We start from the raw sequence: 14816 nt of genomic DNA, 5'->3' as shown, positions 1-14816 counted from the left end.
CTATCGTCCCTGATAATTCGGTTTACGTTTTTCGATAAAGGCCTGCATACCTTCTTTTTGATCTTCGGATGAGAACAGCATCTGGAAAGACTTACGTTCCAGGGTAAGTCCGGCATTAAGCGGCACATCTTCAGCCAGTAAAGCCACTTCCTTGATTTGTTCAAGCGCAATTGGCGGCATTTTTGCCAGACCTTCAGCCATCTTGATTGCTGTTGCAAGGGTTTCGCTGTCTTCCGTTACTTGAGACACTAGGCCAATCTGATAAGCTTCCGGCGCTGGTATCAGACAACCCGTCATGATGATACGCATCGCATGGAATTTACCCACGGCACGGAATAATCGCTGGGTACCACCGGCACCCGGCATGACACCCACTTTCACTTCAGGCTGACCAAACTGGGCGCTTTTCCCGGCAATAATAATATCTGCATGCATCGCCAGTTCACAGCCACCACCAAGTGCATAACCGTTTACAGCTGCAATCACCGGTTTTGAACACTGTGCAATCGCCTGCCAGTAACGTTCAGTCCGGCGCTGCATCATTTGAATGGTTTCTGCATTGGCCAGTTCTTTAAGATCGGCACCTGCTGCGAAATCTGTTTCACCACCGGTAAGAATAATGGCACGTACATTTTCATCGTCATTCAGTTGCAAAAATGCCGCCGCAAGTTTCTGGCGAACTTCTGTATTCAGGGCATTTTTCGCTTCTGGTCGATGAATTTTAACCATCGCTACATGTGCTGAAACTTGTTCTACTTGAACGACCTGTTCCATTAAAATCTCCATTTATTTTGTATAGCGAAATTTTATTTTATATAAAACTAAGGTTTCTCAAGCTATAAATCAAGGATTTTTAACTCCAGAATTCAAAAAAAGTTATTTTTTACTAAAAATAGAGTAAAAACTCTTGTTTAGATGCTTATTTTGTGATTAATTGATTTCGCAATACGGAATTAAATATTTTAAATGCAATCTGATTATCCATTTAAATGAATAATCACCATAAGGCAGAACTTAAAATTAATTTACGAAATCAAATTTTCCATCAATGAGATGATTTTGATTTAGCGTAAATCGTGAAAAATCGAATGTAGCCTGATAATAAATACAGCGGCTGTAGCGTTCAGGAGCAAGTCTGTTAAATCAGGAAAACTATGTTTCCGTGAGGAAGAAAAATGGATTTAGCGGTAGCAGAGGAAATGCTACTTTTAATATATAGAGGATATAAGAATGACAAGCGATACCATCGTAACAGGAGACAATAAAACCGATGTCTCCTCCACGGATACCATCAAACAGGCGCCAAAACGTCTATGGATGACGGCTTTTGTCTTTGCTTTTCTGATTTTGCTCTGTGACGGTGCAGATATCGGGATTCTGGCTTTCAGCCTGACCAGTCTGAAAGCTGAATGGGGACTAACTTCTGTACAGGCTGGTGCTTTAGGAAGTTATTCTCTTTTGGGTATGGGGATAGGAGGTTTTATTGGTGGATGGGCATGCGACAAATTTGGACGTGTCCGCGTCATTGTACTGGCCACCATCGCCTTCTCGATCTTGTCAGCCTACTCAGGTTTTGCTCAGTCTTATACTGAATTTGCAATTTTACGTACTCTTTCTTGCTTGGGTTTAGGCTGTTTATATATTGCCTGTAATACCCTGATGTCAGAATACGTACCGACCAAATACCGTACTACTGTACTGGCAACATTGATGACTGGTTTCACTTTAGGTTCATTGGTGATTACCATGATTTCAGGCTGGATTATTCCTGAGTTCGGCTGGCGTATGCTGTACTGGATCACAATTGCTCCATTAGCTTTGGGTATCCTGATGCACTTTATGGTGCCAGAGCCAGAATCATGGAAACGTGTCCGTGAAATGAAAAGAACTGGTCAGATTGTGGATAACGATACCAAAAAAGGTAATCCATACATCACCATTCTTAAAGATAAAACTCATGGCAAGATGTTCATCTTGTGGTCTTTCAGCTCCGGTTTCCTGTTATTTGGTTACTTCGGTGTAAGTAACTGGTTGCCAAGTTATCTTGAAGCTGAATTAGGCATTAAGTTTAAAGAAATGGCACTGTATATGGTGGGTACATTCATCACCATGATTTTTGCTAAAATCATTGCAGGTTATGTTGCTGATAAAATTGGTCGCCGTATTGTGTTTGCTTTCGGCACCATGGGAACAGCGCTATTTATCCCTGTCGTGGTGTATATGCATAATGCCGATAACATTGGCGTACTGATGCTAATCTTCGGCTTCCTGTACGGTATTCCATATGCCATCAATGCAACCTATCTAACCGAAAGTTTCCCGACTGGTGTTCGTGGTACAGCGGTGGGCGGTGCATTCAATATTGGTCGTATCGGTGCAATCTTTGCGCCAATTACGATTGGTTATCTGGCGATGCATGGTTCGATCGGTACAGGTCTGTTGGTAATGGGTGCAGCATATTTCCTATGCGGTTTGATTCCTGCCCTGTTTATTAAAGACCGTTTATACGATCCGCAAAAAGCAGAATAAACCCTACTTCGGAAGGCAGGTCAAATCGCTGCCTTCCTCACTTCAAATATTTACAACACGTCAGTATAGAAAGGTCTCCTTTCATTCAGGATTAAAAATTTCTTTAGGGATTAAGAAATGAAAAAATTAGTTTTAGCGACATTATGTGGTATTGCTTCAGCACAGGCATTTTCAGCAGAAGCTTCTGAAGACCGTATGCAATTTCTTGAGTCACAGTTAAAGCAAATCCAGGCAGAACTAGAACAACAAAAAGCCGCGCAACTTGCATTAAAGAACCAGCAGGAACAAGCCAAAGCGCAAGACTCTAAAACGCTGAGTTCAATGGTAGATAATGTCGATGTTTATGGCTTGATCCGCTTTGATGGTGCAGTCGATTTCAAAAGTACTACTGAAGCCCGTGGCCGTACCATTAACCAGATTAATAAAGTACCTTTTACTGAACCGGATTCTGTACGTTCCGATTTTACTGCGGCTGCCAGCCGGATTGGTTTCCTGGCCAAAGATCTAGGAGGCAATCCGAATGTTTCTGCTCGTTTAGAAGCCGACTTCTGGACCAACAATGGTAAAGGCGATGGTGGATTACGTATCCGTCATGCACACTTAAAATACTATAACTGGACGTTTGGTCAGGCCTGGTCATTGATGTCAACACCAGAGATTAGCACTGAAGCTGTCGACTACAGCTTGTTCCTGGGTGGATCAGTCTTACGTACACCTCAGGTGAGCTATGCTTTCAAACTTGATCCGGAAAATACCTGGAATGTCGGTCTGGAGTACATGGCCGGTGGCGATCGTTCTTCTGCCTTACCTGCCTTAAGCACTAAATATGTTCATCAATCAGGCCCTCTTCATTTATTAGCTCAAGGCTTTGTCAATCAAAAGCAAGCGCAAACAGATACAGGTGATATTGAAAAAGTTGGCTGGGGTGTGGGCGTTGGTGGACGTTACCGTTTAGATGATCAAAACTCAATTCAGGGGAACTATTTCCATATGGTCGGTGATCAGCGTATTGCAGCTTTCTTGACTCAAGGTTCAACAACCGATGGTGCTGCCTGGGGTGGCGATTATTCAGTCGATCCAATCAATAATGAACTTTTATTGAATGAGTTCAATAGTATAAATATTGGCTTCACGCATAAATTTACGCCGAAACTACGTAGTAGTATTAATGCCAGCGTGGTTGATTTTGATGATTCTAGCGATTATGCCAAAGCCAATCCGGAAACCAATAAGCGCTTAACCGACTATGTGGCTAACGTGATCTATTCTCCTGTTCCAAAGATTAATTTGGGTGCAGAATATCATCATGGCAAGCGTGAAACCTTTGACAATAAGGAAGCAGATATTTCGCGTATCAACCTCTCTGCCAACTATAGTTTTTAAAGCCTCAGGAGACAAGGATGTCAGCCCAAGGGCAAATTTCACGCCGTTTCATGTTCATGATGGCAATGACCTGCGCACTCTGCGCAGGTTGTAACTATTTTAACCAGCCCTTGATTTATTCTATTGCAGAGGATCTGCAGATCAGTGTGGCTCAGTCTGGCTGGACTGTAGTACTGACCCAGATTGGCTATGCCACCGGATTATTTTTGTTTGTCCCTTTGGGTGACTTGTTCGAAAAACGGTTGTATATCTGCAGTTTGATGTTCTGTACCGGATTGGCGCTTATTGGGCTTTCAGCCAGTACCAATCTGCATATGTTGTATGGCTTTACCCTGCTCGCCTCTTTTTGTTCGATCACCACCCAGATTCTGATTCCTTTTGCCGCCAGCCTGTCGCAGCGTGATAAAAGTGCCGAAGTCGTTGGCCTACTCATGAGTGGTGTTCTGGTGGGTATTCTGTTTGCCCGTACCGTGGCCGGACTGATTTCTACTTTATGGTCCTGGCATGCGGTGTACTTGTTTAGTGGTTGTGCAATTCTTCTGCTGAGTCTGGCCATGTGGTTCCAGTTACCAAGCGCTAAGAGCCAGTTGCAGATGAATATATTGCAAATTTATCGCTCACTATTTACCTTTGCACGCACAGAACCCATGCTGATCCGGCGTAGTATGATCGGAGGTTTGGGTTTTGGCGTGCTGAGTATTATCTTTACTACCATGACTTTTATTCTGGCTGAAGCACCTTATCATTTTAATGATTTCCAGATTGGCCTCATGGGCATTGTGGGGGTGGTCGGCATCTGGTCCTCTCAGTGGACCGGTAAAATGATTGGCAGGCATCGGGAAAAATGGATTGCGCATCTGGCTACGTGCGGACTGATTCTGGCCTGGATTCCTTTATTCTTTGCCCAGAATTATTTATGGATTTATATCTTGGGCTTAATTCTGGCTTATTTTGGAATTTCCTGTTTGCATGTCTTGAACCAGAATCTGGTCTATCGAATTTCAATGCAGGCTCGCTCGCGGATTAATGCCATCTATATGACCTGTTATTTTTCAGGTGCCGGTCTGGGTGCATTTTTATCGCTGCATTTATGGAAAAGCTATGGCTGGTCTGCCTGCGTCATTTTAGGTTTTATTTTTGCCGTGTTGATCTTTTTGATTAACTATTATGATTTAAACCAAGAAAGAAATTTAGCCAATATTCAGCCTGAGCCTTAGATACTGTTAAAAACCTTTGGGGTTAAAAGCTTATTTTTTTATCCCGCTTTCTGTACCGAGCATAAATTATAGAGATGATACGCTGATAAAATAGAAAAATTCTTTAAGCCTGTTTAACGTTTCCTTTCTATCTGAAGAGCGGTTGAAAATATTGATATCTTAACTTTTTAGAGTTAATTCAATTTACTATTTTCCATTGCGAGATAAACAGGCTTCAATTCAGTTAAAGGCGCAGGTTTTGCATAAAAAAAGCCCTGTAGCAAATCACAGCCCTGTTGATAGAGCAAACTGGCTTGACTTACGGTTTCGACACCTTCTGCGACAACTTCCAAATCCAGCTGATGTGCCAAGTGAATAATCGATTGCACAATTGCAGCATCTTGGCCATCGAGGGTCAGCTCTTCAATAAAACTACGGTCTAACTTGATTTGATTAATCGGCAAGCGACGCAGATAACTGAGACTCGAATAACCTGTGCCAAAGTCATCAATGGCGACCTGTACACCTAAAGCACGCACTGCTTTCAAAATTTCTATGGTTCGATCTGCACCATTAATGATGACACCTTCCGTGATTTCAATTTTAAGTAATTCCGGCGGTAATTGACTGAGTTCAAGTGCATGTTCAAGCACCTGCAAAAAGCCTGCTCTACGGAATTGCAAAGGAGAAATATTCACCGATACCGTGATCTGGCTATTGTGTGTCTTGTTCCACTCGGCAATATCTAAACAGGCCTTTTCCAATACCCATTGACCTACACTAATAATTTGCCCAGTTCTTTCTGCAAGTGGAATAAAAATCGCTGGGGAAATATAACCCTGCTGTGGATGGCACCAACGGATTAAAGCTTCTACACCTGTTACCAGTCCAGTTTCAGGATGAACCAGCGGCTGATAGAACAGGTCAAAATTTTCTTGATTGATCGCTTCCATGAGTTCCAGACGCAGATTGGTATAGTCTATTTCTGCGACAGGCTGCATTCTGGTTTTTTCATACCACTGCCACATATTACGACCTTGTCTTTTGGCTTCCTGCATCGCCAAAACAGACTGATAGATCAATTCAGAAGAATGATGGATCGAACTGTCATCTGCCACAATACCAATACTGGCACTTAAATGTATTTTGTACTGATCAACAATAAACAGCATGGAAAGAAGATCAAGAATTTCTCCGGCGATCGCCTCGACTTCAGTATGCTCATCTGTCCCTGAGAGCAGCAAAATAAATTCATCTTCAGCGAAGCGGCATAGCACATTATTGCCTTGAACAAATTTTTGCAGCCGCTCGCCTACAATTTTGAGAATCTGGTCACCCACCAGATGACCTAAGCTGTCATTGATATTTTTAAAATCATCCAGATCTATATACAGCAAGACTAAAGGTTGTGAGCTCTCGTGCTGTGCTTCAAAAATATTTTCCAGAATCTGTTTGAATGCATACTGGTTCGGTAAACCGGTTAAATGGTCATGGGTATGCTGATGCTGAATATATTCTTCGTGAATACGTTGCTGGGTAATATCTTCCTGAATCCCCAAAAAATGGGTGCAGGTTCCTGTCTGGTCAAAAATAGGACCTATAGTTAAACGATTCCAGAACCAGCTACCATCTTTACAGTAACTTTTTATAGTCACCTGAATTTCTTTTTGTTCTTTGACCGCTTGCTTGAGTAATGCAATCTGATCCGGATCAGTATCTGGACCCTGTAAGAAAAAACAGCTTTGTCCTAATACTTCTGCTGCTGTATAACCGGTGAGCTTTAGAAAAGCCGGATTTACATACACCATTAGCCTTTCTTCAGAGACATCGGTAATAAAAAGACTATTCGGACTGGCCTCTACCCCCCGTTTTAATAATCGTAGAGACTCCTTGTTTTCACGCGATACAGTAATATCTCGGGCAATGCCAATAATACCGGTGACTTTCTGATTTTGAATAATCGGTAAATTGGTCAGATCCAGCCATAAGATATCGCCTGCAACATTATAAATTGGAAGTTCATAATGTTGAGATTTACCTTGCGCCGCTTCTGAAAATGAAACGTTAGCAAGTTCATGGAATTCGGGCGGTATGAAGGCACAATAGTGCTGACCATGGATTTGCGCTTTAGAAAAACCTGTAATTTCTTCGCAAGCAATATTGGTATTAAGCACATGTCCCTGTAGGTCAAGTTCAAAAATAATATCTGGATGATAGGTATAAAATGAGCTGTATTTTTCATTAAGCTCATGTCTTTTTTGACGTTCTTGATCAAGCTCAATTGCCAGAGCAACTAATTTTGCCGCTTGCTGTAAAAGCTGAATATGATGTTCAGTCGGTATTTTCGGTGTTCGATAATAAGTGGCAAACGTTCCGTACAAAATATCTGAAGCATTAATAATCGGCATAGACCAGCAGCTAGACAATTTTTCTGCATTTACCAAAGCACGGTAAGACTGCCAGTTTGGGTCTTTCATTAAATTCGGACTAATGACCAACTGACGTAAGAAAGCAGCTACGCCACACGATCCTTGATTTGGCCCAATTTTCAAATCTTGAATAGCATTACAGTACTCTTTTGAAAAGTGCTGTTTGCCACTTATAACATTTAAAGTTTGGGTGTCATCCTGATAGAGCATAATGGTGACAAGCGCATCTGGAATGCGCGATTCAAGCCACTGGCTAATGACATCGAGGATAGGCTTAAGTTCAGTATGGCGACCAATCAGATTAAAAATATGAAAAATTTCTTGATCATCACAATTATTATTCATTCAGACTATCACCTTCCTTAGCTTCTTAACATTTTAGACTTATTATTAAAATAATCATTAGCAAAAGTTTGTATTTATATCTTTAAAATACGGAAATACGGAAATACGGAAATACGGAAATACGGTCAATATTACGTGTATTTTATAATAATTCTAAAATTTAAAAATCACAGCCGAAGCTGTGATCTAAAACTATACTTTTACTTAATCAGAATATTGCGGACTTATTTTTAGGCTGCTTGTTGACGACTGTCCACTAATTTACAGCCTGTCTGCTGTTGTAATTCTTCAAAGCTTAAGCCATCCACTATTTCAATAACCTGAGCTTGTAGGTCTTTTAATTCAATCACACACAAATCAGTATAAATACGGTTGACACAATGTTTACCTGTTAGAGGATAAGTCAGTTCTTCAACAATTTTTGCCTCACCGTTTTTGGTCACATGTTCCATGCAAACATAGACACAGCGAGCACCCACTGCCAGATCCATCGCACCGCCTACAGCAGGTACAGCATCAGCATTACCGGTATGCCAGTTCGCCAGATCACCATTAATAGCGACCTGAAAAGCCCCCATGATACAGATATCCAGATGCCCGCCTCGCATGATATCGAAAGAGTCGGCAGAATTCATAAAACTGCCACCTTGCAACATGCTTACGAGTTCTTTGCCGGCGTTAATCAGATCATCATCTGCCTGTTCAGGATCACTCAATGCAGCAAAACCTAAAACGCCATTTTCCGAGTGTAGAATTACTCCTTGTTCAGGTTTTAAATAACCTGCTACGCGTGTCGGTAAACCAATACCCAAATTTACAAAAGAGCCGGTTGGAATGTCTTGTGCAACTTTAGCTACAATCTGTTCACGACTACGTTTTTGAATATTCATTATTTAATATCTCCAACCTTGACCACATGCTGTACAAAAATTCCTGGCGTTACAATGATCTCTGGATCAAGTTCTCCCAGTTCCACAACTTGATGGACTTGTGCAATGGTGGTTTTTGCTGCTTTGGCCATGATCGGACCAAAATTCCGTGCTGCCTTACGGTAGGTCAAGTTGCCCCACTGATCTGCCTGATTGGCATAAACCAAGGCATAATCAGCATGTATCGGATATTCCAGCACATAATCTTTTCCATTGATATTACGGGTTTCTTTACCCTCAGCTATTTTGGTACCAAAACCGGTTGGAGTAAAAACAGCTCCTAAGCCTGCACCGGCTGCCTGAATACGGCAGGCCAGATTGCCTTGTGGCACCAGTTCCAGCTCAACTTTTCCGGCTTTATACAGATCTTCAAAGACGGTTGAGTTATTGGCTCGTGGAAATGAACAGATCATTTTTTTAACCAGTCCAGACAACAGCAGATTGGTTAACCCACGATCTCCGGAAGCAGCATTGTTGTTAATAATGGTCAAGTCTTTAGGACCAAGATCAATTAATGCTTCGATTAATTCTACCGGCTGACCTGCCAGGCCAAAACCACTAGTCATAATGTGTGCACCATCGGGAATTTGCTTGAGTACTGTCTCGATATCCTGTGTGATTTTATTCATCATATTGCTTCCTAGCATGTTCTATCTATATTGCAATTGCAGATTAATCTGCCTTTTGCGGATCAAATAAGCGGTCTTTAATAAAGAAAGCGGGAATTAGACCGCAAAGAAAATAGGCAATGCCCATAATCAGTAAGCCCGTACCAATTGAGCCTCCTTGAGCAAAATAGCCAATAGTAAGAGGTGCAAATACAGCACCCAGTCGGCCCACGTTATAGGCACCGCCCACGGCTGTTCCACGTACTTTGGTGGAGAAGCTTTCTGTCATGTAAGTCGCATTAATACCGTATGGAATACCATAGAGAAAACCGAAAAATAACATCAGCCAGAGGATGTTATCCGGCGTATTACCAAAGACAATCACAGGGATAAAAATTGCCGTACCCATGGTACCAAAAGCAAATACCGCACGACGGCCAATCCGGTCAGCGATGAAACCGGCAATAACTTTGGTACACATCATGATCAGGAAAGTCCCGATCATATACATGGTCATTTCTTTAAACTTGATTCCCAGATCAGTCTCTAAATAGGCCGGTAGCCAGTTACTGACTCCATAATAGCCAAACTGTAAAAATGCGGTACTGAAGGACCAGAGGATAAACATGCGACGGCTGAGTGCATCTTCAAAAATCATTTTAAAAGTATTTTTTGGTTTTTCCTGAACAATACCACTGGCTTTTGCATCCAGGCGGGCCTGACGTGCTTCTAACCAAGCTTTCGGTTCAGGCACCAAGAAGTACATCGCGAAGGCCAGTACAATTGGAATAATGGCAATATAATAGAGGTATCGCCAGCCAAATTCAGGCAATAGCCATCCAGCCAGAACAGTTGCGACCACCGAGCCTAAAGTCCAGCCAGTCATAAGCGTTGCCAATACTGTAGAGCGATATTTGGTGGGTACATACTCTGCCATGAGTGTGTTACAGGCAATATATAGAGCACCTAGTCCAATCGCAGACGTAAAGCGCAGCCATTTGAACTGATCATAACTTTCTACGAATCCTAACCAGAAGGTTAATGAAGAAAATAATGCAATGGCAATGACGATCACACGAACCCGGCCAAAACGGTCACAAGCCCAGCCACCAAAAAAACCGCCGATAGCCATGCCTGCAAGCGTCCAGCTCCCTAAGGCACCGGCCTGCATATTACTTAATGAAAACTCTTGTTTCAGACTGGTCAGACTGTAGGCTAATAACGCAATATCAGCACCATCAACCAGTAATGCTAAAAATGAGAAAATAAAGGCCAGAATCCAGACTCTTTGCTTGGGTTCGTTTCCACCTTCCACTGGGTGTTGTTGTGAACTGATCGTATCCATAATGCTCTTTCTACTTTTCGGCACTCCTGTGCCTTTTTAAAACGCATATTTCACTTAATTATTTAGGTGAAATATAGAATATTCGCTGATCATTACCACGCTTTAGCAAGGTGGTATAAAATGATTTTCAAAGTTCTTGATAAATTTTCTCTGCAGAAATCACGTAGCAATACATTGAATGATGTGATTAAGCACAATTCTTAAACCCGTAAAACAATCTAGCCAGCAATGCTGGCTAGAAGTTGATGTCAGGTTTAGTTGCAAAAGGCTGCAATTCCGGTTTGTGCACGACCTAAAATCAGGGCATGTACATCATGGGTACCTTCATAGGTATTTACCACTTCCAGATTAACCAGATGACGGGCCACACCGAATTCATCGCTAATCCCGTTACCGCCCATCATGTCACGGGCCAAACGGGCAATATCCAGCGCCTTGCCGCAGTTATTACGCTTAATTAAAGACGTACCTTCAACTGACGCAATGCCCTCATCTTTCATGCGGCCAAAACGTAAAGCCACCTGTAAGCCAAGGGCAATTTCAGTTTGCATATCTGCCAGTTTTTTCTGAATTAACTGATTCGCAGCAAGTGGTCGGCCAAACTGTTTACGATCCATGGTGTATTGATGTGCGGTATGCCAGCAGAATTCTGCAGCTCCCATGGCACCCCAGGCAATCCCGTAACGCGCACTATTCAAGCAAGTAAAAGGCCCTTTTAAACCACGAACTTCCGGAAATGCATTTTCTTCTGGAACAAAGACGTTATCCATTACAATTTCACCGGTGATCGAGGCACGTAGACCCACTTTACCGTGAATCGCTGGAGCAGAAAGCCCTTCCCAGCCTTTTTCTAGAATAAAGCCACGAATGTCACCGACATTACCTTCGGCAGAAACTTCTTTAGCCCAAACTACAAATACATCAGCAATCGGGCTGTTGGTAATCCACATTTTTGCGCCAGTTAAACGGTAACCACCCTCGACTTTTTTGGCACGGCTAATCATGCTGCCCGGATCCGAACCATGATCCGGCTCGGTCAGGCCGAAGCAACCAATATACTCACCGGTTGCTAATTTTGGTAAATACTTCTGCTTTTGCTCTTCAGAACCAAATTCATTAATGGGTACCATCACCAGAGAGCTTTGTACGCTGGCCATTGAGCGATAACCTGAATCGACACGTTCAACTTCACGAGCAATCAGACCATAACTGACATAATTTAAACCTGCACCGCCGTACTGTTCCGGAATGGTTGGGCCTAGCAGACCAAGTTCACCCATCTCACGGAAAATAGCCGGATCGGTTTTTTCATGGCGGAACTGTTCCAGTACCCGCGGCATCAGTTTGTCTTGACAGTACGCTGCCGCTGCATCGCGGATCATGCGCTCTTCTGACGTCAGTTGCTGTTCGATTAAAAACGGGTCTTGCCAATCAAATCTAATTTTTGTCGTCATTTTAATATTTCCTTATTTTAAAATTATGAGATCAGGCGGTTGCTTGTTTAATCATTTCACGCGCAATAATAATTTGCTGGATTTGTGTCGTTCCTTCATATAAACGGAACAGACGCACATCACGGTAGAAACGTTCAATTGAATATTCACTGATATAACCCGCTCCGCCATGAATCTGCAAACAGCGATCAGCAACTCGACCACACATTTCAGTTGCAAACATTTTGGCACAAGAGGCTTCAGTCGTAACATTTTGGCCAGCATCACGTAGACGCGCAGCATCCAGAACCATACATTTGGCTGCATAAATCTCGGCTTTGGAGTCTGCCAACATACCCTGGATCAGCTGGAAATTCGCAATGGGCTGACCAAACTGTTTGCGCTCCACTGCATAGTTAAGTGCGTCTTCCAGCATACGCTCTGCCATGCCGACGCTATAACCGGCAATGTGCAGACGGCCCTTATCCAGCACACGCATAGCTGTTTTAAAGCCGATCCCTTCTACACCGCCAATCAGTTGATCTTTATGCACTTTACAGTTATCAAAAATTACATCACAGGTATAGGAACCATGTTGGCCCATTTTCTTGTCAATTTTACCTAAGCTTAAACCAGGTGTGCCTGCTTCAACTAAAAATGCTGAAATACCGCTCGCACCTTTAATCTCTTGATTGGTACGTGCCATCACGGTAAATGTCGTGGCGCGTGGCGCATTGGTGATGAAGCGTTTAGTTCCGTTTAAAATATAATAATCGCCGTCTTTGACTGCACTGGTTTTTAAAGCAGCAGCGTCTGAGCCTGAATCCGGTTCGGTCAAACAGAATGAACCAATAATTTCGCCCGTTGCATAACGCGGTAAATATTTCTGTTTTTGTTCTTCTGTACCGTCGATAATGATGCCACTTGAGCCAATGCCGTTGTTAGTACCAATTAAAGAGCGGAAGGCAGCCGATGTATGACCTAACTCCATCGCGACCAGAATTTCTTCTTCCATGGTAATGCCTAAACCACCATATTCTTCTGGAATCGTCAGGCCAAACAAGCCCAGCTCTTTCATCTGTTCCACAATATGTTCAGGAATGGCATTGTTCTCTTCTACTTCATGCTCAAGAGGCACCAGTTCATTTTTTACAAAATCGCGAATCGTTGACAGAAGTTGGTCTAGCATTTCCGGATCACGAATCATATGAATCTCCATGGATATAATTTAGGTAAATTCCTTTACCCTTATTTTTGTTTCGTATTACGAAATAAATAATCATATAAAATCATTTTGAGCAAGTGAAATTATTAAAAATTTTATGTTTTAACTAAAAAATGAAATTTTTCTGGTATTCCAGTTGATTTATGTTTAAGATTTAATTTCACGATACGAAATATTTTGATGAATAATTGTTTCACTTATCAGTTCTTTTGAATAGATGATTAAACCTTTTTTTCTTGCTGTAATACTTATCGATCACTGACTCTTTCGGAGAAATTGAAACTTCTTAAATGTGTTGGCTACGTATTAAACCTAAAAAACTAGATGATTTTTTTATCGTCTTTAAACTTGGGTAACAGGATTCTTTTCGACTACAAATAATTTCGGCACTTTTTCCTATATTTTATCTTTTGTAGAAGTGTTTTATTTTGTATCGTGAAATTATGTTGCTATCATATTCATTAATTTAACTTTAATTGCCCTGACCATGACAAAAAATAAAACTGGTGAAATTCCCAACTTTGATGAAATCCGTTTAGATCCGATTTCACATATTCATAGAGAAAACAATCCTCAATTTATTGCGTCTATTGCGCGTGGATTGGAAATCTTGCGTTGCTTTTCAGCGACCAATCAATTACTTGGCAATCAGGAAATTGCACAATTAACCAACTTGCCTAAGCCGACTGTAGCGCGTATTACCAGCACTCTGGTTTCTTTAGGTTATTTAAAACAACTGCCGAATACCACGAAATATCTACTGGATGTTGGGGTATTGGCTTTAGGCTATGCAGCTTTGAGTAATATTTCTGCACGTACTCAGGCCTATCCATTTATGGAAGAAATGTCACGCTATTCCCAAGCCCCTGTGGCAATGGCTACCCGTGACCGTCTCAGCATGATTTATCTGGAAGTAGTACATACAGAATCGACACTGACTATGCGCCGCCCTGTCGGTTCGACTTTACCGATTCATAGTAGTGCCATGGGACGTGCCTGTCTGGCAGCGATGGATGTAAAGGAACGCGAATATTTATTTGACGCGATCAAGAAAAGAAACGAAGATCAATGGCCAACCATCAAGCGTAATCTGGAACGTGCAATCCGTGATTATCAGGATTATGGCTATTGTCTGTCTCTAGGTGACTGGGCTAAGGATGTGAATTCCGTGGCAGTTCCATTGGTTCACCCTAAACACGGGATATTAACGTTTAACTGTGGTGCTCCAAGTTATCTGTTAAATCAGGAAAAACTGGAAAATGAAATTGGGCCGCGTCTGATTCACATGGTGAACAATATTGCTATGAATCTCAATAATATATAAAAAAATTAATCATCAGAGCGACATTCAGTCGCTCTTCTTATTGAATACCCAATCTACACATCTTCTTCCT

At 42.0% G+C, this 14816-nt stretch carries 11 protein-coding genes; 4 read left to right on the top strand and 7 right to left on the bottom strand.

Annotated features, from left to right (window positions below; translation table 11 throughout):
- The gene (locus tag H0S56_RS07495) at window positions 1–774 is read right to left on the bottom strand and encodes an enoyl-CoA hydratase (RefSeq protein ID WP_114541734.1); all 774 of its coding nucleotides are present in this window, start codon (window positions 772–774) and stop codon (window positions 1–3) included.
- Window positions 775–1230: 456 nt separating this feature from the next.
- On the opposite strand from H0S56_RS07495, the gene H0S56_RS07490 reads away from it, so the two are divergent.
- From H0S56_RS07490 to H0S56_RS07480, 3 genes are all read left to right on the top strand, one after another.
- Window positions 1231–2529, top strand: coding sequence for an MFS transporter (locus H0S56_RS07490; RefSeq protein WP_005096906.1), 1299 nt, complete (start codon window positions 1231–1233; stop codon window positions 2527–2529).
- Between the two features lie 117 nt (window positions 2530–2646).
- Window positions 2647–3912, top strand: a complete 1266-nt coding sequence (locus H0S56_RS07485) for a DcaP family trimeric outer membrane transporter (RefSeq protein WP_004646966.1) — start codon at window positions 2647–2649, stop codon at window positions 3910–3912.
- A gap of 17 nt (window positions 3913–3929) precedes the next feature.
- Window positions 3930–5129, top strand: a complete 1200-nt coding sequence (locus H0S56_RS07480; RefSeq protein WP_195724758.1) for an MFS transporter — start codon at window positions 3930–3932, stop codon at window positions 5127–5129.
- A 173-nt stretch (window positions 5130–5302) separates the two neighbouring features.
- On the opposite strand, the gene H0S56_RS07475 is transcribed toward H0S56_RS07480, so the two are convergent.
- The 6 genes from H0S56_RS07475 to H0S56_RS07450 form a co-directional block, all read right to left on the bottom strand.
- Window positions 5303–7882 (bottom strand): bifunctional diguanylate cyclase/phosphodiesterase, encoded by a 2580-nt coding sequence (locus tag H0S56_RS07475; protein ID WP_180049420.1) that lies wholly within the window; start codon window positions 7880–7882, stop codon window positions 5303–5305.
- Window positions 7883–8112: 230 nt separating this feature from the next.
- On the bottom strand, window positions 8113–8772 hold the full coding sequence (locus H0S56_RS07470; RefSeq protein WP_005096908.1) for a 3-oxoacid CoA-transferase subunit B: 660 nt from the start codon (window positions 8770–8772) through the stop codon (window positions 8113–8115).
- On the bottom strand, window positions 8772–9443 hold the full coding sequence (locus tag H0S56_RS07465; protein WP_195724757.1) for a 3-oxoacid CoA-transferase subunit A: 672 nt from the start codon (window positions 9441–9443) through the stop codon (window positions 8772–8774). Before H0S56_RS07465 ends, H0S56_RS07470 begins: the two co-directional genes overlap by 1 nt.
- Before the next feature lie 40 nt (window positions 9444–9483).
- Window positions 9484–10764 carry an MFS transporter gene (locus H0S56_RS07460; RefSeq protein ID WP_180180723.1) on the bottom strand — a complete coding sequence of 427 codons (1281 nt, stop codon included), beginning with the start codon at window positions 10762–10764 and terminating at the stop codon, window positions 9484–9486.
- Window positions 10765–11018: 254 nt separating this feature from the next.
- Complete coding sequence (locus H0S56_RS07455; RefSeq protein WP_005246320.1) at window positions 11019–12218, bottom strand: acyl-CoA dehydrogenase; 1200 nt, start codon at window positions 12216–12218, stop codon at window positions 11019–11021.
- Between the two features lie 31 nt (window positions 12219–12249).
- Window positions 12250–13404 carry an acyl-CoA dehydrogenase family protein gene (locus H0S56_RS07450; RefSeq protein WP_004280318.1) on the bottom strand — a complete coding sequence of 385 codons (1155 nt, stop codon included), beginning with the start codon at window positions 13402–13404 and terminating at the stop codon, window positions 12250–12252.
- A 505-nt stretch (window positions 13405–13909) separates the two neighbouring features.
- On the opposite strand from H0S56_RS07450, the gene H0S56_RS07445 reads away from it, so the two are divergent.
- Window positions 13910–14746 carry an IclR family transcriptional regulator gene (locus H0S56_RS07445; RefSeq protein ID WP_004280319.1) on the top strand — a complete coding sequence of 279 codons (837 nt, stop codon included), beginning with the start codon at window positions 13910–13912 and terminating at the stop codon, window positions 14744–14746.
- Window positions 14747–14816: the final 70 nt, after the last annotated feature.

Origin of the sequence: Acinetobacter lwoffii (assembly GCF_015602705.1) — a bacterium.
Lineage (GTDB): Bacteria > Pseudomonadota > Gammaproteobacteria > Pseudomonadales > Moraxellaceae > Acinetobacter > Acinetobacter lwoffii_E.
This window is presented reverse-complemented; position numbering and strand designations above follow the sequence as displayed.

Coding starts and splice junctions, on each gene's coding strand:
- H0S56_RS07495 (WP_114541734.1), bottom strand. CDS start 774: ATGGAACAGGTCGTTCAAGTAGAACAAGTTTCAGCACATGTAGCGATG.
- H0S56_RS07490 (WP_005096906.1), top strand. CDS start 1,231: ATGACAAGCGATACCATCGTAACAGGAGACAATAAAACCGATGTCTCC.
- H0S56_RS07485 (WP_004646966.1), top strand. CDS start 2,647: ATGAAAAAATTAGTTTTAGCGACATTATGTGGTATTGCTTCAGCACAG.
- H0S56_RS07480 (WP_195724758.1), top strand. CDS start 3,930: ATGTCAGCCCAAGGGCAAATTTCACGCCGTTTCATGTTCATGATGGCA.
- H0S56_RS07475 (WP_180049420.1), bottom strand. CDS start 7,882: ATGAATAATAATTGTGATGATCAAGAAATTTTTCATATTTTTAATCTG.
- H0S56_RS07470 (WP_005096908.1), bottom strand. CDS start 8,772: ATGAATATTCAAAAACGTAGTCGTGAACAGATTGTAGCTAAAGTTGCA.
- H0S56_RS07465 (WP_195724757.1), bottom strand. CDS start 9,443: ATGATGAATAAAATCACACAGGATATCGAGACAGTACTCAAGCAAATT.
- H0S56_RS07460 (WP_180180723.1), bottom strand. CDS start 10,764: ATGGATACGATCAGTTCACAACAACACCCAGTGGAAGGTGGAAACGAA.
- H0S56_RS07455 (WP_005246320.1), bottom strand. CDS start 12,218: ATGACGACAAAAATTAGATTTGATTGGCAAGACCCGTTTTTAATCGAA.
- H0S56_RS07450 (WP_004280318.1), bottom strand. CDS start 13,404: ATGATTCGTGATCCGGAAATGCTAGACCAACTTCTGTCAACGATTCGC.
- H0S56_RS07445 (WP_004280319.1), top strand. CDS start 13,910: ATGACAAAAAATAAAACTGGTGAAATTCCCAACTTTGATGAAATCCGT.